Source organism: Dyella sp. CR10 (genome assembly GCF_055814425.1).
Genome location: NZ_CP185986.1, coordinates 4,551,385 through 4,571,977, shown reverse-complemented (window position 1 = coordinate 4,571,977; position 20,593 = coordinate 4,551,385). Strand labels below are relative to the sequence as shown.

17 protein-coding genes are annotated in these 20,593 nt (G+C 66.2%); 13 read left to right on the top strand and 4 right to left on the bottom strand.

The annotated features are described in order from the left end of the window. The first annotated feature begins 106 nt into the window (after positions 1–106). On the top strand, positions 107–580 hold the full coding sequence (locus ACNR9O_RS20560; RefSeq protein WP_473685290.1) for a hypothetical protein: 474 nt from the start codon (positions 107–109) through the stop codon (positions 578–580). A 93-nt stretch (positions 581–673) separates the two neighbouring features. Here the strand turns inward: ACNR9O_RS20560 and ACNR9O_RS20555 are convergent, their stop codons facing one another. Continuing rightward, on the bottom strand, positions 674–2,260 hold the full coding sequence (locus ACNR9O_RS20555; RefSeq protein ID WP_473685292.1) for an MASE1 domain-containing protein: 1,587 nt from the start codon (positions 2,258–2,260) through the stop codon (positions 674–676). Between the two features lie 552 nt (positions 2,261–2,812). On the opposite strand from ACNR9O_RS20555, the gene ACNR9O_RS20550 reads away from it, so the two are divergent. Next, positions 2,813–3,334, top strand: coding sequence for a DinB family protein (locus tag ACNR9O_RS20550; RefSeq protein ID WP_473685294.1), 522 nt, complete (start codon positions 2,813–2,815; stop codon positions 3,332–3,334). A gap of 44 nt (positions 3,335–3,378) precedes the next feature. Beyond that, a complete protein-coding gene (locus ACNR9O_RS20545; RefSeq protein WP_473685296.1) occupies positions 3,379–3,648 on the top strand; it encodes a hypothetical protein in 270 nt (89 codons plus the stop codon). Between the two features lie 10 nt (positions 3,649–3,658). On the opposite strand, the gene ACNR9O_RS20540 is transcribed toward ACNR9O_RS20545, so the two are convergent. Beyond that, positions 3,659–4,480: an AraC family transcriptional regulator gene (locus ACNR9O_RS20540; RefSeq protein WP_473685298.1), complete on the bottom strand. Its 822-nt coding sequence runs from the start codon at positions 4,478–4,480 to the stop codon at positions 3,659–3,661. Between the two features lie 191 nt (positions 4,481–4,671). On the opposite strand from ACNR9O_RS20540, the gene ACNR9O_RS20535 reads away from it, so the two are divergent. From ACNR9O_RS20535 to ACNR9O_RS20515, 5 genes are all read left to right on the top strand, one after another. Then, the gene (locus tag ACNR9O_RS20535) at positions 4,672–4,944 is read left to right on the top strand and encodes a hypothetical protein (protein WP_473685300.1); all 273 of its coding nucleotides are present in this window, start codon (positions 4,672–4,674) and stop codon (positions 4,942–4,944) included. Between the two features lie 75 nt (positions 4,945–5,019). Beyond that, a complete protein-coding gene (locus tag ACNR9O_RS20530) occupies positions 5,020–5,487 on the top strand; it encodes a MarR family winged helix-turn-helix transcriptional regulator (protein ID WP_473685302.1) in 468 nt (155 codons plus the stop codon). 29 nt (positions 5,488–5,516) lie between these two features. Next, entirely contained in the window at positions 5,517–6,992 is a 1,476-nt protein-coding gene (locus tag ACNR9O_RS20525; protein WP_473685304.1) for an efflux transporter outer membrane subunit, read from the top strand. 12 nt (positions 6,993–7,004) lie between these two features. Beyond that, positions 7,005–8,195 (top strand): hypothetical protein, encoded by a 1,191-nt coding sequence (locus ACNR9O_RS20520; RefSeq protein WP_473685306.1) that lies wholly within the window; start codon positions 7,005–7,007, stop codon positions 8,193–8,195. Between the two features lie 15 nt (positions 8,196–8,210). Further along, positions 8,211–9,797 carry a DHA2 family efflux MFS transporter permease subunit gene (locus tag ACNR9O_RS20515; protein ID WP_473700681.1) on the top strand — a complete coding sequence of 529 codons (1,587 nt, stop codon included), beginning with the start codon at positions 8,211–8,213 and terminating at the stop codon, positions 9,795–9,797. A gap of 60 nt (positions 9,798–9,857) precedes the next feature. Here the strand turns inward: ACNR9O_RS20515 and ACNR9O_RS20510 are convergent, their stop codons facing one another. Then, complete coding sequence (locus ACNR9O_RS20510) at positions 9,858–10,388, bottom strand: hypothetical protein (protein WP_473685311.1); 531 nt, start codon at positions 10,386–10,388, stop codon at positions 9,858–9,860. A 200-nt stretch (positions 10,389–10,588) separates the two neighbouring features. Here ACNR9O_RS20510 and ACNR9O_RS20505 point away from each other — a divergent pair, with 200 nt between their 5' ends. From ACNR9O_RS20505 to ACNR9O_RS20485, 5 genes are all read left to right on the top strand, one after another. Next, positions 10,589–11,170, top strand: coding sequence for a DUF2239 family protein (locus ACNR9O_RS20505; protein ID WP_473685313.1), 582 nt, complete (start codon positions 10,589–10,591; stop codon positions 11,168–11,170). A 215-nt stretch (positions 11,171–11,385) separates the two neighbouring features. Beyond that, complete coding sequence (locus ACNR9O_RS20500; RefSeq protein WP_473685315.1) at positions 11,386–12,834, top strand: MATE family efflux transporter; 1,449 nt, start codon at positions 11,386–11,388, stop codon at positions 12,832–12,834. 95 nt (positions 12,835–12,929) lie between these two features. After that, positions 12,930–14,567, top strand: a complete 1,638-nt coding sequence (locus ACNR9O_RS20495; protein ID WP_473685317.1) for a multicopper oxidase family protein — start codon at positions 12,930–12,932, stop codon at positions 14,565–14,567. Positions 14,568–14,763: 196 nt separating this feature from the next. After that, positions 14,764–16,812 carry an alkaline phosphatase family protein gene (locus tag ACNR9O_RS20490; protein WP_473685319.1) on the top strand — a complete coding sequence of 683 codons (2,049 nt, stop codon included), beginning with the start codon at positions 14,764–14,766 and terminating at the stop codon, positions 16,810–16,812. A gap of 107 nt (positions 16,813–16,919) precedes the next feature. Further along, positions 16,920–17,357: a DUF3617 domain-containing protein gene (locus tag ACNR9O_RS20485; protein WP_473685321.1), complete on the top strand. Its 438-nt coding sequence runs from the start codon at positions 16,920–16,922 to the stop codon at positions 17,355–17,357. A gap of 13 nt (positions 17,358–17,370) precedes the next feature. Here the strand turns inward: ACNR9O_RS20485 and ACNR9O_RS20480 are convergent, their stop codons facing one another. Beyond that, positions 17,371–20,529, bottom strand: coding sequence for an efflux RND transporter permease subunit (locus ACNR9O_RS20480; RefSeq protein ID WP_473685323.1), 3,159 nt, complete (start codon positions 20,527–20,529; stop codon positions 17,371–17,373). Positions 20,530–20,593: the final 64 nt, after the last annotated feature.

Sequence of the window (20,593 nt, the reverse complement as noted above, 5' to 3'; positions counted from 1 at the left end):
CGGTCCGGGAGCCGTTTTGGCCCGTATCCCTCACAGATTCATCACGGATTTCGCTGATAGAGTGGGACGGATCGCGTCAAGGACACCGACACAGGAAGGGCCTCTTATGCTGAATCCACGTAATGCTGTCCGGGTGGCCCTGCTGGCCGCCCTCGCCGTCTCCACGTCCGTCATGGCCCGCCAGTTCCCGGCGACCGGCCTGGGCCAGTCCTGGCCCAACGCCTCCGACGTCAGCTCCAGCCCGCGTTTCCACGTCTACGTGTTCGTCAAGGACGGGGTCCGCTATGTCCAGGTCAACGATCTGAATGGCAAGGTGCGCGGTGCATTCGCGGCGGCCAACGGCCAGTTCCTGGTGCTGCCGATCGGTACCGACGCAGCCAACGCCTCGGCCGGGCCCAATGCTTCGGCGCTGACTGCGGCGGCGACCGGTTCCAATGGCGAGACGGTCTACCGTGACGGTGACATGCGCGTCACCGCGACGTACCTGGCCAACGGCGCGACGGCGCTCGATGCGGAGTCGACGCCCTGCACCGATCCAGTGGAATGCAGCACGCATATCCAGAGCCGCACGGCCCAGTGATTCGGCGGGCGTAAGCCGGAAACAGAAAACCATGGAAAAACGAAGGGCGCGTCATCGACGCGCCCTTCGTCATTTGCTGCGGGTATCTGTCGGTTACTCGGGGTTGTGCAGGATGAGGCTGATCCTCGTGCCGTGCGCCATGCGGCGCTCGCGGACCTGGCCCTCGAACAGGGCGACCTGGTCGCGGATCGCGTCCAGTCCGGTGCCGGTGGTGGACAGGCCCTGCATCAGTTCACCCCAGCGCACCGTGAGCGCGGACGCTTCGTCGCGATAGCCATCGATACTCATCACCACCCAGCGCCGCCCGCCGAACACGCCGCCGCGCAGGCGTACGCGGATCCAGCTGACATCGCGGCCGTTGCACAGGCTGCCGGCGATCTCGCCGATGGTCCGGTACAGCACCAGATGGATGCCGGTGGAGAGCTGACTCAGGCCGCGGCCTTCGATGTCGCAGGTGTAGCGCACGCCGGCAGCTTCCAGCGTGCGGGCGATCGCGCCTTCGCGCAGTGCCGCGGGCAGGCCGCGCTGGCGCCAGCTCACCGGATGCAGATGGTCGGCCAGGCGGAACAGCTGCTCCTGGTTCACTGCGGCCTGGCGGCGATATTGGCGCTCCTCGGTAGAGGGCACCACGAAACGCAGCCGGTCCAGCATGAGGTTGTCGGTCTGCTGGATGCTGCCGCGCACCTGCTCGATCGCCATCGCGGTCTGGCGCATGCGCAGCTCGCCGAGGAACAGCGTGCGCTGTGCGAGGGCCAGGGTCTGGCGCGCGTCGAGGCGTTCTTGCTGGTCGCGCTGGTTAAGCACGGAGATGCGCGCACCGAACAGCATCATGGTGGAGATGGTGAAGGCGATCAGCACTTCCGCCTGCATCGTGCCGGGATCGAACACGGCCGGCATGGTGAGCACCACGGCCGTGCTCGCCAGAGTGCCGCCGATGGCGACGCCGTACCAGCCATGGCGCAGGGCCAGGAAGACCACCGGGATGAACATGCACATGCGTGCGACCTGGCGCGCCTGCTCGCCCATGCCGCCCTCGCCGATCCAGGCCAGCATCATCAGCACCGGCAGCAGGCCCAGCGCGCTTTCCAGGAACAGGCGGCTGTCCATGACGCGCGTCCAGCGCTCCTGCGCGGGCGTGCGCTGCCATGCCTCACGCAGCATCAGCACCAGCGGCGCCACGGTCAGCACGCCCAGGTAATTGCCGATCAGCCAGCGGCCGGTCAGCAGCGGGTAGTCCATCGGCGGATAGCCCACCGGCTTGATCGACACCGACACCGCGGCGAGGTTAGCCAGCGTCCACACCAGCGAGCAGGCCAGGGCGCACAGCAGCAGCACACTGATACGCACGCTGTGGCGGCCGGTGAACAACTGGCCTCGCTCGCGGCAGGCGTTGACGATCGGCATGGCCAGCGCGATCGGCGGCACCACCATCACGGCGGACCAAATCCCGCCGAACTCCGGCAGGCAGCGGATGGCGGTAAACGCCAGCGGTCCCAGTTCGCCGACGGCCAGCGCGGGCCAATAGCGGCGTGGCACCAGCAGCAGGACCGTCAGGCGATACCCGGCGAACAAGACCCAGTAAGAAAACGAGACTTGTCGCAGCAGGACGAATCCCACGGCGTATAGCAATGCGACCAGTCCATGGCGCAGCAACGGATTTCCCTCAGCTCTCGATTGCATCCTGGCTCCCCTGAGCTTTGATGGGACGGCTGACTGACCGGTCGGCCGCCATGCGGATACAGCAAATTATCGAATGGGACAGCGGATGCCGTGAAACCATGGTGAAGGATCACGATCATCTCATTGCAGCAATCCGGACTTGCGCATGCTCATTTGCCGGCGGAAGGCTCACGCACGGTTTTCCCCTCCCGCGACATCCAGAGCGCGCCCTTCCCATAGCCCGCGCAGCGACGCACCAAGTGGTCGTCGCGCTTTGCTTCCATGCCATGCACGCAGCGTGCCTGGCCTCCCGTCATGCGTGCGATCGCGAAGCATCCCGGCCATCCCATGGCCGACCGCGAGCGTACCGGTGCGAAGTTGTACTGCGCCTTGGCGCGCCATATCGCCAATCTCGTCGCAGATGAGCGTTCTGGGCGGGCCCATGCGAAACGGCTGCGCTTTCACTTTAGTGAAGGCGTCTGCACCGGGCGCACTTCGCCTCTCATGGACATTTTGCGGCGCTAAGCTACGCGCGCGGCCGTCCGGCCGTCCTGCACGGGTCCCGCCAAACCCATGTCCGACGCGCGCCATCTGCATCTGCTCATGCGCTACAGCGTATGGGCCAACGAAAGGCTATTCGCCGCGCTGGCGACGGTTCCCGAACGGGAGCTGGTCGCAGACCGCGATATCGTCTTCGGAAATATCCTTCGTACGCTCAACCACGTGCATGCCATGGACTTCGTGTGGAAGTCCCATCTGCTGGGCGTGGCGCATGGGCTGGCGACACGCAATCCGGATTACTGCCCGCCGTTTGCCGAACTGCGCGACGCCCAAGTCCAGATGGATCGCTGGTACCTGGACTACATCGAGCAACTGGCGCCACCGGCACTCAACGAGCATGTGGACTTCGCCTTTATCGACGGCGACCGCGGCAACATGACCCGGGGAGAAATCCTGCTGCATGTGGCCAACCACCGGACCTACCACCGCGGCCACGTGGCGGCACTGATGTACCAGGTGCCGGTGTTTCCGCCTACGACAGACCTGCCGGTCTACCTGCGCGAAATCGCGCAGTACGCTGGTCCCGCGGCCTGACGCTCGTGCGAGAATGGGGAAATCCGGTTGACACGTCTGCCTTCATGACCATCCCTAAAGACGCATTCCGGCGCTTCCAGGAAGAGCTCGCCGCACTAGACACCAAGAAGGAAGCGGAATCCGGACAACCGGTCGGCGCCGCCCGCATGGCCCGGGCGCGCGAAGAGTTTCTCGAGCTGCGCAAGCGCTATGGCCTCTCGGTGGCCGATGTGGTGGCGTTCTTCCCGGAAGAAGATGGCATCGGCTACATCCAGGCACTGATCGCCGCCGGCGAGGCCAAGCCGCGGCGCGGTCGCAAGCCGAAAGCGTCCTGAGCGCCCGCGTTCAGGCGATGACCGCCTGGCTGTCGAAATAGCGGCCAGGCGAAAGACCGAAACTGCGCCGGAACATCGCCACGAACGCGCTGACGCTGGCATAGCCCAGCGCATCGGCCACGCTGGCTACCGCCTCGCCGGCCGCCAGCCGCTCCAGCGCGCGGGCCAGTCGAGCCTGCTGGCGCCACTGCGCGAAGCTGCAGCCGGTTTCCTGGCGGAACAGGCGTGTCACCGTGCGCGGGGAAAGGCCGGCCCACGCGGCCCAGTCTTCCAGCGTGCGTACGTCATCCGGATGCTCAAGCACGGCATGGGCAATACGCAGGAGGCGGCGGTCGCTCGGCAGTACGAGATGCAGGGGCTCTTCCGGCGCCCGGCGCATCTCATCCATCAGCACGGCGAGCACGCGCTCCTGCTCGTCGGCCAGCTGCTGCTGGCCGGACCAGGTGGCCGCACGCAGTACCAGCGCGCGCATCAGCTCGTTGCCGTTGAGCACGCAGGTGCGCTCGGGCAGGCCCGCCGAAGCATTCGGCGCGACATAGACCCCCCAGCCCTGGGTCGCCTCGGCCACCCGCACGGTGTGCAGCTCGCCTGGCGGCATCCAGCCCACCCGATGCGGGGGCAGCGTCCAGGCACCATAGGAAGTGCGCACGCTGAGCAGGCCTTTTTCCAGGTAGAAGAACTGGCCGCGCACATGGCTGTGCCAGCCCGATTCCACGGTGTGGAACACGCGGTTCTCTTCGGTGCCGTCCAGCACATAGGCGATCAGGGCCGGGCCGTCTGCGCTCTCCAGCCACTGGAAATGCTGGCCGTATGCCTGGGAATCAGTGTCCATGGCGATATATCAAATGACGTCTTCTAGATACAAATTGGCCTTATGACGATATCAGGCCATGCGGGTCTGCTCCTAGCCTAATAAGCCGCCGCCCTACCCCGGGGCGCGCCGTACGTCCCACAGCCATGCGCAGTCACGTTGAAGCCAGCGCGGACGTCCTGTCTTAAAGAACCTTCCAGAAGGAGACCGGCATGTCCGTCAACGACTCGCCGTCCATTCCGATGGACGCCGCCGAAGTCCTGACCCGTTTCGTGGTCAGCGCCCAACTCATGCTCGACCCGCTCACCCCGGAAAGCCTGCGCCGCCAGGTGGAGCCGAAGCTGCTCGCCGCACTGCCTGTGCTACAGGCGCTGGGCGTGTTCGACCTCTTCGCCATCCGCGATCCGGCCCTGGGGGCGATGGTGGCCGATGAACTGGCCGCACGGCGTGTGCCGGCGAACCTTCGGCCGCGTGCCGTCGCATGAACATTTGCGAAAGCAGAATATGTCTGCAATATATTTGCCTTGACAATTATTTGATGGGCAATAGAATGCACGTCCATGAACGACACCTCTGCTCCGACGGATTCCTCTTCTCCGACGCAGGAAAGCATCGGCGTGCTGCTGGCGGCAGTTCGCACGGAGATCGTCCGTGCGATGGAGGCCGAACTGGCGGCCAAGGGCATGGGACTGCGTTTCACCCAGTTCCTGATCCTCAAGCGCCTGTCCGCGCTCGGGCCAATGACCGCCGGTGAGCTGGCGCGCTCGATCGAGCTGGATGGCGGCGCCATGACACGCCAGCTCGACCAGCTCGAAGGCAAGGGCTATCTGCGTCGCCGGCCGCATGAACAGGACCGCCGTGCATTGCGTATCGAGCTGACCGACGAAGGCCGCGCGCTGACAGAAGAACTGATGAACTGCAACACCCGCGTCCTCAAGGCCGCCCAGCGCTCGCTGGACGAGACCGAGCGGGCGCAACTGCGCGACTACCTCACGCGCGTGCTTCATGCACTGCGCGACAAGCACTGATCCGACACTTCAACCTCTGGAACACGACCATGCGTCTGCACACTATGGCGGCGGCGACCGGACTGGCCCTGGCGTTGGCCGGTTGCGTCAGCAGCGGCGGCCTGCATCCGTCAGGCACGCTCACCGAAGCCTCTTCGCTGAAGAGCGAGCGCAGCCTCGCCGGCATCGCAGTGTCGCCTGCGGCCTGGCCCGCCCAGGATTGGTGGACCGGGCTGGGCGACAACCAGCTCGATGCGCTGATCGGCGAAGCCCTGCGCGATAACCCGACCCTGGCCGCGGCCGACGCGCGCGCCCAGCAGGCCCAGGCCGCAGCGGGCAGCGCCGACGCGGCACGCGGGCCGACGGTGAATGCCGGGGCCAGCGTTGCCGGCGCCCGTCCGCCGGATGGCCTGCTCGGCCCGAATGGCCACTTCGCCTGGGCCAAGTACGGCTATGCGAGCTTCAACTGGGGCCTGGACCTGTGGGGTGGCAAGCGCGCCGCGTGGGAAGCCGCGCTGGGCGAGGCCCGCGCCGCCGAGATCGATCGCCAGGCCGCACGTATCACGCTGTCGACCAACGTCGCCCGCGCCTATACGCAGCTCGGTTACGCCTTCGCCCAGCAAGATGTGGCCAAGGCCGAACTGGAGCGTGCCAGCCGTGCGCGTGACCTGACCCGCCAGCGCGTCGGAGCGGGCATCGACAACCAGCTGCAACTCAAGCAGGCCGATACCGAAGTAGCCTCCGCGGAACAGCAGGTGGCCGCCACCGGCCGCGCCATCGACGCGGCGCGCTCGTCGCTGTCGGTGCTGCTGGGCAAGGGCCCGGACCGTGGCCTGGATATCGCCCGCCCGCAGGCGCTCAAGCCCGCGGCGCTGGCCGTGCCCGGCAACCTCTCGGTCGACCTGATCGGCCATCGCGCCGATCTGGTCGCCGCGCGCTGGCGCGTCGAAGCGGCGAGCAAGGACATCAAGGCCGCCAAGACCGAATTCCTGCCCAACGTGAGCATCGGCGCCATGGCCGGCCTGCTCAACTTGGGCGGCGGCAACCTCTTCAGCATGAGGAGCCGGTTCTACGAACTGGCGCCGTCGGTGAGTCTGCCGATCTTCGACGGCGGCCGCTTGCGCGCGAATCTGTCCGGCAAGGATGCGCAGTACGACCTGGCCGTGGCGCAGTACAACCAGACCCTGGTATCGGCTACCAACGAAGTAGCCGACGACTACAGCGCGCTGCAATCGCAACAGCAGCAGATCGATGCGCAGCAGCGCGCTCTCGATGCCGCTACCCAAGCCTGGCAGTTGTCCGAGCAGCGCTACAAGGCCGGTGTCGGCAATTACCTCGAGGCGCTGATCGTCCGCCAGCAGCTGCTGCAGGCGCAGCAGCGCATGGCCGCGCTGCAGGCGCAGCAGGTCGATCTGTCGGTGCAGCTGATCCAGGCGCTCGGCGGCGGCTTCCGCCCGCAGGGCGACACGCACGCGCTGGCCGATGCCCCCGCTTCTTCCTCCTCCGTTTCCGCACGTTCTCTCTGAAGGCTTTTCGCCATGTCTAGCCAAACCCCGCTCGCGGCCGACAACGCCGCTCCCCAGCCGCCGAAGAGTCGCCGCGGCTTCCTGCTCCGCCTGCTCGGCGTGGCGGTGATCCTCGCCGCCGCCGGCTGGACCGCCTGGTACTTCCTCGACGGCCGCTGGTACGAAGGTACCGACGACGCCTACGTCAACGGCAACGTGGTGCAGATCACTCCGCAGGTGCCTGGCACCGTGGTCACCATCGGCGCCGACGACGGCGACCTGGTGCACGCTGGCGACGTGCTGGTGAAGCTCGATGGGAGCAATACCGAGGTCGCTCTTTCCGAAGCCAAGGCCAACCTCGCCAGCACCGTGCGCCGCGTGCGCGGTCTGTATAGCAATGTCTCCGGTGCGCAGGCCGACGTGGCCGCGCGCAAAGTGGCCGTGGACAAGGCTCGTGCCGACTACAACCGTCGCCGCGACCTGGCCAAGTCCGGTGCCATCTCCGCCGAGGAGCTGTCACACGCGCAGGACACCTTGACCACTGCCGAAAGCGGGCTGGTCACCGCGCAGCAGCAACTGGAGACCAGCAAGGTGCTGGTCGACGACACGGTCGTCGCGTCGCATCCGGACGTACAGGCGGCCGCCGCCAAGCTGCGTGCCGCCTACCTGGATAACCTGCGCACGACGATCGTCGCGCCGGTCGACGGCTACGTCGCCAAGCGCGCCGTGCAGCTGGGCCAGCGCGTCGCCACCGGCGCGCCGCTGATGGCGGTGGTGCCGCTGCATCAGGTATGGATCGATGCCAACTTCAAGGAAACCCAGCTGACCCACATGCGCATCGGCCAGCCGGTAGAAGTGCGCGCCGACGTCTACGGCGGCAAGGTCACTTATAAGGCCCACGTTCAGAGCCTTGGCGTGGGTACGGGCAGCGCCTTCTCGCTGCTGCCGGCGCAGAACGCCACCGGCAACTGGATCAAGATCGTGCAGCGCGTGCCGGTGCGCGTGTTCTTCGACGATCCCAAGCAACTGGATGACCATCCGCTGCGCATCGGCCTGTCCACCGACGTGGAAGTGAATCTGCACGACCAGACCGGCCCGATGCTCGCCAAGCAGGCGCCGACCCAGCCGGCCTTCAACACCGACGTATACGCCAAGCAGCTGGCCGAGGCCGACGGTGTGATCAACCAGATCATCCACGCCAACATGGCCGGCGGCCATTCCTGAGGAACCGGCGGCGGGATGAACTCCCGCCGCCTTCCTGCGCGCACCCCTCCCACGACGGCCCGTCCCGACACCATGAGCACTCAATTTCGTCCACCCAACATGGCGCTGACGACGGTCGGCCTGTCGCTGGCGACCTTCATGCAGGTGCTGGACACCACCATCGCCAACGTGTCGCTGCCCACCATCGCCGGCAACCTTGGCGTGAGCGTGAACCAGAGCACCTGGGTGATCACTTCGTTTGCGGTGAGCATGGCGATCTCGCTGCCGCTCACCGGCTTCCTCACCCGCCGCTTCGGCGAGGTGAAGATGTTCATCTGGTCGACCCTGTTGTTCTCGCTCGCGTCATTCCTGTGCGGCATCTCGCAGAGCATGAGCATGCTGATCCTGTTCCGCGCCATCCAGGGCGCGGTGGCCGGACCGATGTATCCGGTCACGCAGGCGCTGCTGATTTCGATCTATCCGCCAGCCAAGCGCGGCATGGCGCTGGCGCTGCTGGCGATGGTCACGGTGGTGGCGCCGATCGCCGGCCCGATCCTGGGCGGCTGGATCACCGACAACTATTCCTGGCCGTGGATCTTCTTCATCAACGTCCCCATCGGCATCTTCGCCAGCATGGTCATCGGCGCCCAGATGAAGGAGCGCAAGGATGTCACCATGCGGCCGAAGATGGACTACGTCGGCCTGATCACGCTGATCGTCGGCGTGGGCGCGCTGCAGATCGTGCTGGACAAGGGCAACGACGAAGACTGGTTCAATTCCACCTTCATCGTGATCACCAGCATCGTCGCGGTGCTGGGCATCCTGGTATTCCTGATCTGGGAGCTCACGGACAAGGAGCCGATCGTCGATCTGCGCCTGTTCCGGCATCGCAACTTCCGCATGGGTACGCTTTCGCTGGTGCTGGCCTATGCGGCGTTCTTCGCCATCGGCCTGCTGGTGCCGCAATGGATGCAGCGCAACCTCGGCTACACCTCTACCTGGGCCGGCTTCGCCAGCGCGCCGCTGGGCATCCTGCCGGTGTTGCTGACCTTCGTGGTGGGCAAGTACTCGACCAAGTTCGATCTGCGCCTGATCGCCTCGCTGTCGTTCCTTGTGATGGGCATCACCAGCTTCCTGCGCTCGGACTTCTTCCTGGACATCGACTTCATGCACATCGCCGGCGTGCAGTTGTTGCAAGGCCTGGGCGTGGCGCTGTTCTTCATGCCCGTGACGACCATCCTGCTGTCGGACCTGCAGCCGCACGAGATCGCCGCGGGTGGCGGCCTGGCTACCTTCCTGCGCACGCTGGGGGCGAGCTTCTCCGCGTCGCTCACTACCTTCATGTGGGATCGCCGCGCGGTGGTACATCATGCCCAGCTGAGCGAGCACATCACACCGTACGACCCCACCGCGACGCAGGCGCTGAGCCAGCTGGGCGGGGGCGATCCGCAGACCGCTGCGGCCGTGGTCAACCAGATGATTACCCAGCAGGGTTACCAGATCTCGTTCAATGAGGTCTTCCATGTGCTCGGCTGGATCTTCGTCAGCCTGATCCTTGTCGTATGGATGACCAAACCGCCGTTCACGGCGAAGGCCGGTCCCGCGGCCGGCGGCGGGCACTGAATCCCCAAAAAAGAACGGCCCCTTGCGGGGCCGTTGCAATTTCGGGGGGGGTAAAGCGTCTTACTGGAGATCGAACCCCACGCCCACCAGCGCCATCGTCTCGCCGCGGTTGGGACCGTGGGTGCCGCCATTGGAAATGTGCCGGATCTGGAAACTGAGGTACTTGCCTTGCCAGCCCACCGTATTGACGAACTCGCCCACGCTGCTCAGTGCCATGGTCCGCCCTTTCTGGACCGCACCCTGCAGGCTGTAGAAGAAGCCGTGGTACCAGTCGGCCTCGCTGCCGTAGCGGAAGCGGGCGCCGCCGGCCACGAGCCAGACGTCGTCGCGTGTCTCATAGCGGTTGCCGTCGTAGCGGCGCAGATCGCGGCCGCCGATCCAGCCCGCCGATACGTCCGGGGCCCAGGTGAAGCGGGTGCTGCCGATCGGATGCGCGTCGAACACTGCCTCGACGAAGGCGGCGTTGGCGCCGTGGGAATCCATGTAGCTGCGACCGCCCTGGACTTCGATACGGGTAGCCGCGGACGTGATCGATGTCGTTCCGGCAAGTGCCAGGGAGAGAACGCCAAGAAAAATCTTCTGGTAACGCATGGGGATGCCTTTTGGGGGACAGTTCTTTTATGAACTATATGGTTCAATAAGTGTCGTCGATCCAGAGTGAATCCGTAAATCCCACCTTCGTTCGACGCACTGTTCCAAAAGCCATACCAATGTTTTACCCGGTAGATATTGCATCCATCCGTTAACCCGGACAAAATTCCCTCATCCCCAATTTTTCCCGGATTAAAATCATGCACCCCAGCCAGAGTCAGACTTGTACTGCTTTCGATGGGCATCGCCTGATCGCCTCGGGCTCGCTGCGCGAGGTGGCCGCTGCCACCAAGCGCGCGATCGACGCGGGCGCGCAGGGCCCCGTACTCGTGTTCGACGACCAGACCAGCCTTCCCGTGGAGATCGACTTCCGCGGCACAGTGGACGACGTGCTGTCGCGCTTCACTCCTGCGGCGGACAGCGCGCCGCGCGGTCCGGGCCGTCCCCGCCTCGGCGTGGTGGCGCGCGAGGTCACCCTGCTGCCGCGCCACTGGGAGTGGCTGGCCGCCCAGCCGGGCGGCGCGTCCGCGACCTTGCGCCGCCTCGTCGAAGAAGCCCGCCGCGGCAGCGACGACCGCTCGCGCCGCGCCGGCGAAGCCCTGGAGCGCTTCATGCAGGCGATGGCCGGCGACCTGCCGCACTACGAGGAAGCCTCGCGCGCCTATTGGCGTGGCGAGCGCGACCGTTTCGACGACTTGATCGACACCTGGCCTGCCGACGTACGCGATCACGCACGGCGTCTTGCCGCTCCCGCGTGGAACGACGCGGACGCCATGGCCTGAATCCCGGCGGGGTTTTTCTATGCCCCGTCGCCGGTCCACACGCAGACCGGCGTGCCGTTGAGTGGCGCCCCTGGCGACCACTCAACGGCCATCTCCTGATCCCAGGGGCGGCGTCATCCCTCAGACGGGTACCGACGTAAACTTCACCGCTCTTTCCCGCTGCGCGCGGAGCGCGCAGCGATCACCAGTCTCACCCGCACGGAATCCCCAGTCCCATGTCTGCGCTAGCCGCACGCCAGCCGTTGCTCACCGAAGGGCCGATCGCCCGCACCCTGCTCACCTTCGCGCTGCCCATCCTGGGCAGCACCGTGCTGCAGTCCCTCAATGCCTCGGTCAACGCTATGTGGATCGGCCACTACCTGGGCGAATCCGCGCTCGGCGCCGTGAGCAACGCGAGCCTGATCGTGTTCCTGATGCTCACGGCCGTGTTCGGCGTGAGCATGGCCAGCACCATCCTGGTCGGGCAGAGCCTCGGCGCGCGCAACATGATCGAGGCCAAGCGCGTGGTGGGCACCGGGGTGACCTTTTTCGTGGCGCTGTCGACGCTCGTCTCGATCTTCGGCTTCGTCAACACGGCGTGGATGCTGCAGAAGCTGGGCACGCCGGTGGACGCGATGCCGTACGCGGTGCCTTATCTGCGCATGGTGTTCGTCGCCATGCCGTCGCTGTACTTCTACAACTTCCTGATGATGACCCTGCGCGGCGCCGGCGATGCGCGCACGCCATTCGTGTTCATGGCGATGTCGGTGCTGCTGGACATTGCGCTCAATCCGCTGTTCATGTTCGGCGTCGGCCCGGTACCGGCGATGGGTACGGCCGGCTCGGGTTTCGCCACGCTGATCTCGCAGACCGTGGCGCTGGTCGCGCTGCTCGTCACGCTGTACCGGCGCAAGCATTTCCTGCGCCTGACCGGCAGCGAGCTGGCGTATCTCAAGCCGGATCCGGCGATCCTGCGTGCGCTGGTCTTCAAGGGCCTGCCGATGGGTCTGCAGATGATCGTGATCTCCTCCTCGGCGATGCTGATGATGCGTCTGGTCAACGGCTTCGGCTCGCACGCCACGGCGGCCTATGGCGCGGCTACACAGCTGTGGAACTACGTGCAGATGCCGGCGATGGCCATCGGCGCGGCGGTGTCGTCGATGGCGGCGCAGAATGTCGGCGCGCGGCTGTGGGATCGTGTGCACCGTATCGCCAAGATCGGCGTGGCCTACAACTTCCTGCTCGGCGGCACGCTGATCGGGCTGATCTATGTGTTCAACCGCACCGCGCTCAACCTGTTCCTGCCCGGGCATGGCGAGGCGCTGGCGCTGGCGCAGCATTTGAATGTGATCGCCGTGTGGTCTTTCCTGTTCTTCGGCGTCACGTTCGTGCTGTTCGGCGTGGTGCGTTCCACCGGCGCGGTGTGGCCGCCGCTGATCGTGCTGACCATCTCGATGTGGCTGATCCGCCCGCCGTTCGCCTTCGCCCTGCTGCCGCGTCTGGGCCCCGATGCCATCTGGTGGAGCTTTCCGCTGGGCTCGATGGCTTCGATGTTGATGGCCCTGGCTTATTACCGCTGGGGCGGCTGGCGCCAGGCGCACATGCTGTCGGCGCCAGCGGCAGGTCCTGCGCCCGCCTCGGCCTCGCCGGCATCCGCGCCCGCAGTCGCCGAAGCAGCCGAATAGCCGTCCGCAGACAGCCGCGCTGCCACGCGGCTGTCATCCCTGCTGCCTAACGTGGGGCGCATGACCCGCCCTCTCCCCTGCGTGAGTCGGCATGCATGAAACCGTCGCGCCGCCGCTTCCTGCTCGGCGCCGGCGGCTTGCTGGTGCCGCCGCTGATCGTCGATCTGCTTTCCGCTGACGTCGCGCGTGCCGCGCACGCCATGCCCATGGCCGATCGCATGGCGCCGCAGTTGGCCGCACCCTCGCGGCCGCTGATCAATCCCGCCACGCTGGCGCGCTTCGTCGATCCGCTGCCCGTGCCGCCCATCGCGCGACCGGCCAGCCAGCGCGTGCATGAGGGACGAGCGCTGCCGTACTACCGCATGGATATGCGTGCGTTCCAGGCCCGCCTGCATCGCGACCTGCCGCCCACCACGCAATGGGGCTACCAGGGCATGAGCCCGGGACCGACGCTGGAAGCGCGGCGCGGCGAGCCGTTCCTGGTGGAATGGACCAATGCCTTGCCTTCGCGCCATCTGCTGCCGGTCGATCACGGCATCCACGGCGCGGAGAAAGAGCAGCCCGAGGTGCGCACCGTGGCGCACGTGCATGGCGCACGCGTGCCGGCGGACAGCGATGGCTGGCCGGAAGACGCCTTCCCGCCCGGCCGTTCGCTGATCTACCGCTACCCCAACATGCAGGATGCCGCGACGCTCTGGTATCACGATCACGCCATGGGCATCACGCGGCTGAACATCTACGCCGGCCTCTATGGCGCGTATCTGCTGCGCGATCCGGAAGAGCAGGCGCTCGCACTGCCAAACGGCGAACACGAGCTGCCGCTGATCCTGTGCGACCGCCTGATCGGGCGCGACGGCCAGCTCTATTATCCCGTCTCCGACGACCCCGCGGCGCCATGGGTCTCGGAGTGCTACGGCAATGCCACGCTGTGCAACGGCAAGCTGTATCCCTATCTGGACGTCGAGCCGCGCCGCTACCGGTTGCGCCTGGTCAACGCGGCCAACGCGCGGCACTTCGAACTGAGCTTGTCCAGCCGCCGGCCCTTCCTGCAGATCGGCAGCGACCAGGGCTTGCTGCTCTCGCCGGTCGAGCGCATGCGCGTGGAGCTGTATCCGGCCGAGCGTGCGGACGTGGTCGTCGACTTCTCCGGCCTCGACGGCCAGTCGGTCGAACTGCGCCAGCCGTCGGAGGCATTGCTGCAATTCCGCGTGCGCGATCGCGGCAGAAAGGATGAAACGGCGATGCCGGCCGCGCTGCGCGCGGTATCGCGCATTGATCCGGCGACCGCGACGCGCGACCGCATCCTCACCATTGGCGAGATGGACGACGCCAACGGCAACGCGATGATGATGACACTCGGTGGCCACCACTGGTCCGACCCGATCACTGAAGACCCCACGCAGGACAGCGTGGAAATCTGGAGCCTGGTGAACCTCACCGGTGATGCGCATCCGATCCACCTGCACCTGGTGCGCTTCCAGATCATCGAGCGTCGGCCGTTCGACCTGTTCGCGTGGAATGCACGCAAGGAACTCAGGTACACCGGCCCTGGCCTGCCGCCACCACCGCATGAAGCTGGCTGGAAAGACACCGTGCGGGCCGACCCCGACATGGTCACCCGCATCATCATGCGGTTCGAAGGCGAGCCCGGCAAATACGTGTGGCATTGCCATCTGCTCGAGCACGAAGACAACGAAATGATGCGGCCTTTCAAGCTGTTGCCGCGCACCTGAAACATCGCGTGCTTTTGCGTGCACGCAAAGACTTGCGCATGTAGCCGCGTTGTCATCTGCGCGGTCGTCGCTGTCGCTTCGCTGCCAACGCAGCGTCATCCGCGCAGACCATGCTCCGGCGCCGGCATACGCACAGCGCATGCCGCATCAGGGGGACCACGCGATTGCAGTCATGCAAGCTGCAGGAGTCCAAGCCATGCCCAAGTTTCACGGCCGTCAGTCTTATCTGTCGTTGCTATCCGTCGCGCTCGCCACCGCACTGGCCGGCGCGGCGGGCGCGCAGACCACCGCGCCCGACCAGGATGCCGCGTTCCGCCACGGTATTCCCGGCGCCGGTACCAGCCCGCGCCCCGGCCTGCCGGGTGGCATCGTCACCTTGCATCGCCCGGGCGATGCGGATGATCGCAGCGACCGCACGCGCACACCGATCAAGCATGTGATCCTGTTGATCGGCGAGAACCGCACCTTCGATCACGTCTACGCGACCTATACGCCGCCTGCGGGACAGAGTGTGCGCAACCTGCTCTCCGAGGGCATCGTCAATGCCGACGGCACGCCAGGTCCGAACGTGGCACTCGCGCGGCAATGGCGCGCCACCGACAGCGGCAAGTACTCGCTCGCGCCGACGCGCACCGCGCCCTATGACCTCTTGCCGGCGATGAATACCGGCGGCGCGCCAACCCAGCCGTATTTCGCGTCCGCCGCACAGGCCGAAGCGGTCGAGCCCGGCTTGCCCGCGGGCGAGTACGGCCAGCTCGCCAGTGGTGGCACCGGGTTGCCGCAACATGTCGTCGATACACGCTTCCCCACCCAATTGCCCAACGCGCCGGTCGATGCAAGCGCGTCGCTGAGCTACGACGACTACGCCAACAGCCCCGTGCATCGTTTCTTCCAGATGTGGCAGCAGCTGGACTGCTCCCGCGCCGCCGCTACGCCGGCCAACCCGAGCGGCTGCCGCAACGACCTCTTTCCGTGGGTGGAAACCAGCGTGGGCGCGGGCAGCAACGGCAAGAGCCGTCCCGCGAGTTTCAACGAGCAGACCACCGGCGAAGGCTCCACCGCCATGCAGTTCCTCAACATGGCCAAGGGCGACGCGCCGTACTTCGCGCAGCTGGCACGCGACTATGCGCTCAGCGACAACTTCCACCAGTCCGTGATGGGCGGCACCGGCGCCAACCACATCATGCTCGGCTATGGCAGCCTCATCTATTACGCCGACGCGAACGGCCGTCCGGTGATGCCGCCGGCCAATCAGATCGAAAATCCCGACCCGATGCCCGGCGCCGACAACTGGTACACGCAGGACGGCTACGGCGGTGGCTCCTACGTCAACTGCGAGGACGAAAGCCAGCCCGGCGTAGCTTCGGTGAAGGACTACCTGCGTAGCCTGCCGTACCGCAGCTTCCGCGGCGGCGACTGCAAGCGCGGCGCCTATTACCTGGTCAACAACTACAACCCCGGCTATCTCGGCGATGGCACCCCGGCCCCATTGGGCGCCGACCAGTTCACCATCCCGCCGACCCGGCAGGAGAACCTCGCGTTGCTGCTCACCCGCCATCACGTGAGCTGGAAGTACTACGGCGAAGGCTGGGGCGGCGGCAAGGAGAACGGCGAGGCCGGCACCTTCTGCAACATCTGCGATCCGTTCCTGTACTCCACGCAGGTGATGACTGATCCCAAGCTGCGTGCCAACAATCAGGACATCAACGATCTCTACCGCGATATCCAGAACAACACCTTGCCGGCGGTGGCCATCGCCAAGCCCGACGGCATCCTGGACGGCCATCCGGCCTCGTCCAAGCTGGGTCTGTTCGAAGGCTACGTGAAGAAGATCGTGGAGATGGCCAAGGCCAATCCTGACGTGTGGAAGGACACCGCGATCATGGTGACCTTCGACGAAGGCGGCGGCTACTGGGATTCGGGCTACATCCAGCCGATCGATTTCTTCGGCGACGGCACGCGTATCCCGATGCTGGTGGTTTCGCGCTTCTCCACCGGCGGGCGCGTCGTTCATACCTATTACGACCATGTCTCCTTCGACAAATTCGTCGAGGCGAACTGGCGCCTGCACGAAACCATCTCGCCGCGCGGACGCGACAACCTGCCCAACCCGCGTGCGCGCCGCGACGATCCGTACGTGCCGGTCAATGCGCCGGCCATCGGCAACCTGATGGACATGTTCGACTTCGGCCGCGCCGTCGCACGGCACGAGGATGACGACGACGACAACGCCTTGCAGGACTGAAGGCTTCAAGTCCACCTGTTCCGCCGTCATGGGACGGTGGAATTTCGCGATGCCAGCGCCGCAGGGAAGCGGCGCTGGCCGTACGCCTATCGATGGATGCCTTGCCGATGTATGTCGCTTATGCCCTGGCGCGCGCGAGCCGCGCCGCCTTGACCGTCATGCTGCTTTCTTCGCTGCTGGCGCCGCGCGCGCATGCCGACGCCGGCGATTTCCAGGCCATGCCCGGGCTGTGGAAAATCGTCACGCGCAGCGGCAACCCTGTCCGCGAAACGGCGGCGTGGCAATGCGTGGACGAGGATGCCGATCCTTGGTCGTCATTCGCGATGTCGCCGCCGGGCGCCGCCGCCTGCCAGCGGGAAGACGCGCACCGCAGCCGCACATCGCTGAACTGGCATCTGCGCTGCGCCGATGCGGCCTCCATGCATGGCCAGCTGGCGTTCGATTCGCCGGAGCACTACGTGGGTACGTTGGCGGCCGCCGGCGGCGATACCGTACTGCGCGTCGAGGGCCATCGCATGGCGGCCTGCACCAGCCCGAAGGACTGATGCGGGTTCACGCTCAGGCGACCTGATTCGCCGCCTTCAGCGCCCGCTTCGCCTCGCGCCGCGCCCGGCGTGCCGCCTTGCGTTCCTTGCGGTCGTGGTTCCACAGATAGATCGCCGGCGTGCTCAGCAGCGTGAGCAGCTGCGACACCAGCAGGCCGCCCACGATCGCCACGCCCAGCGGCTGGCGCATCTCCGAGCCGACACCGAAGCCGATCGCCAGCGGCAACGCCGCGCCCATGGCCACCAGGGTGGTCATGGTGATCGGGCGGAAGCGCACCAGAGCCGCCTCGCGGATGGCTTCCGGCGGCGACAGGCCGCGCTCGCGCTGGGCGACCAGGGCGAAGTCGACCATCAGGATCGCGTTCTTCTTCACGATGCCGATCAGCATCAGGATCGCGATGATCGCCATCAGCGTGAGCTGGGTCTGCGTCACCAGCATCGCCAGGAACGCGCCCATGCCCGCCGCGGGCAAGGTGGAAAGAATGGTCAGCGGATGACCCAGGCTCTCGTACAGGATGCCCAGCACGATATACATCGCCAGGATCGAGGCCAGCAGCAGGATCATGCCGTTGGACTGCGCCTGCTGCAGGCGCTGGTTCTCACCGGCGAACTCCACGTGCACGCCCGCCGGCAGGCCGACCGCGATCGCCGCCTGCTTGACCAGGGCGATACCCCGGTCCTGCGGCACCTTGTCGGCAAGGTTGTAGCGGATGGTGGAGGCCTCCAGCTGATTGTGGTGGCGGATGCGCAGCGGCGCCGTGTTGGGTTCGACGCGCGCCACCGCCGAGAGCGGGATCATCGTGCCCTGGGTGTTGCGCACGCGGATGTTGAGCAGCGTCTCGGGACTCAGCGACTCGGCCGCGGCCGAGGTCAGCACGACCCAGTACTGGTTGATGTCCGAATAGATGATCGACACCTGGCGCTGGCCGAAGGAGTTGTAGAGCGCCGAATCGATCGTGCCCAGCCCCAGGTGCAGACGGCTGGCGGATTCGCGGTCCACCTTCAGCAACTGCTGCTTGCCGGTCAGGTCGAAATTGCTGGTGACGTCGCGCATGTCCTTCTGCGTGCGCAGGTAGCGCACCATCTTCAGGGTCCACGGTTGCAGGTCGTCGCCGCTGGTGCCGATCAGCTGGAACTCGTACTTGCCGCCACCGTCGCCGCTGCCGCCGCCGCCGAGGAACTGCACCAGGTCGAGCGTGACCTTCACGTCCGGCAGCGTGTCGTACTGCTTGGACAGGCGCTCCATCACCTTTTTGGCGCTCTCATGCCGGTCATTGGGCCCGTCGCCGCGCGGCTTGAGGTCGACGAACATATTGCCGGCATTGCCCACGCCGCCGGTGCCGTCGTTGGCACCCAGCGTGGTGAGCACGTCGAGCACCGCCGGATCCTTCTGCATGATCTCCGCGGCCCGGCGCGCACGCGCGGCCATCAGCGTCGGCGAAATATTCGCGTCGGCGCGGATATCGCCCTGGATCATGCCGATGTCCTCTTCCGGCATGAAGTTGCCGCCGGCGGTCTTGGCCACGGCGATGGCCAGCGCCACGGTCAGTCCCAGCAGGATCAGCGGCTGCCAGCGCATCAGCCGGCGGTGATGCATGGCCCAGTCCAGCGCGCGCTCGTAAGCGCGGTGGAAGCCGCGGTCAAAACGCTCCAGCGCCTGTTCGATCCGGCTGGGTTCACGTGCGCCGGGTTCGTCCAGCTTGAGGAAGTAACCGCACAGGGCCGGTGTCAAGGTAAGCGACACGATCGCCGAAATGATCACCGCCACCGCCAGCGTTACCGAAAACTCGCGCAACAGCATGATCAGCATGTTGTTGCCGAACAGCAGCGGCGCGAACACCGCCACCAGCGACAGCGTGATCGAAATCACCGTGAAGCCGATCTCGCGCACGCCGATCAGCGCCGCCTGCAGCGGCGTCTCCCCATGCTCCATGTGGCGCACGATGTTCTCGATCACCACGATGGCGTCGTCGACCACGAAGCCGATGCACAGCACCAGCGCCACCAGCGACAACGTGTTGAGCGTGTAGCCGAGGAAGTACATCGCCACGAAGGCGCCGGCCAGCGACAACGGCACGCTGAGCGTAGCGATCAGGGTGGGCCGCAGCCGGCGCAGAAACACCAGCATCACCAGGATCACCATCGCAATACTGATCAGCAGCGCCACTTCCACCTCGTGCAGCGCCGACTTGGTGGTCAGGGTCAGGTCGAAGATCGGGGTGATCTGCACGTCCGCCGGCATCCACTGGCGGAACTGCGGCAGGCGCCGGCGGATTTCCTCCACGGTGGCCACCGCGTTGGCCTCGGGGCGCTTGCTGATCTGCATCGCCACGGTATTGCGGTCGTTGAACCAGGCGGCCTGGTAGATGTCCTGCTGGCCGCTGTAGACCTTGGCCACGTCCGACAGGCGCACCGGCGTGCCGTTCTTCACCGAGATCAGCAGCTGGCCGAACTCCTCCGGCGTGTGCATCGAATCATTGGCGATCAACGTGGTCTGCGTGCGGCCGTCGGTGAGGATGCCCTGCGGGGAGGTGACATTGGCGGCGCGCAGGGCGTTGCCGACGTCGTCGGCGCTGAGCTTCTTGGCGGCCAGCGCATTGGTGTCCAGTTCCACCCGCACCGCATGCGGCGTGCCGCCGAAGACCTGCACCTGCGCCACGCCGGGGATCTGCGCCACGGCGGGCTTGAGCAGGGTATCGGTGAGATCGTAGAGCTTGTCCGAGGGCAGGCCGGTGGAAGTGAGCGAGACCAGCAGGATGGGAATCTGCGAGGTATCGAACTTGAAATACTGCGGCGGCGAAGGCATGCCCGAGGGCAGGTCCACCGCGGCGGCGTTGATCGCCGCCTGCACGTCGCGCGCCGCCTTGTCCGCGCTGCGCCCGAAATTGAAGCGCACCTGCACCGTGGCCGAGCCTTCGCTGGCGTTGCCGTACATCTCCTCCACGCCGGGGATCCGGCCCAGGTGCCGCTCCAGCGGCGCCAGCACGGTATTGGCCATGGTCTGCGCGCTGGCGCCCGGCATCGAGGCGACCACGAACACGCCGGGAAATTCCAGCGAAGGTAGGGCCGCCACGCCGAGCAGGCGATAGGCGAACACGCCGGCCAGCAACAGGCCCAGGGCGAGCAGCGAAGTGCCGACAGGGCGGCGAATCAGCGGCGCAAAGATGTTCACGAGGCTTCCGTACCGAACGTTCTCGGTGCGCGCCGGCGTGGCGCGCGCCAGGGGATGCCAGCGC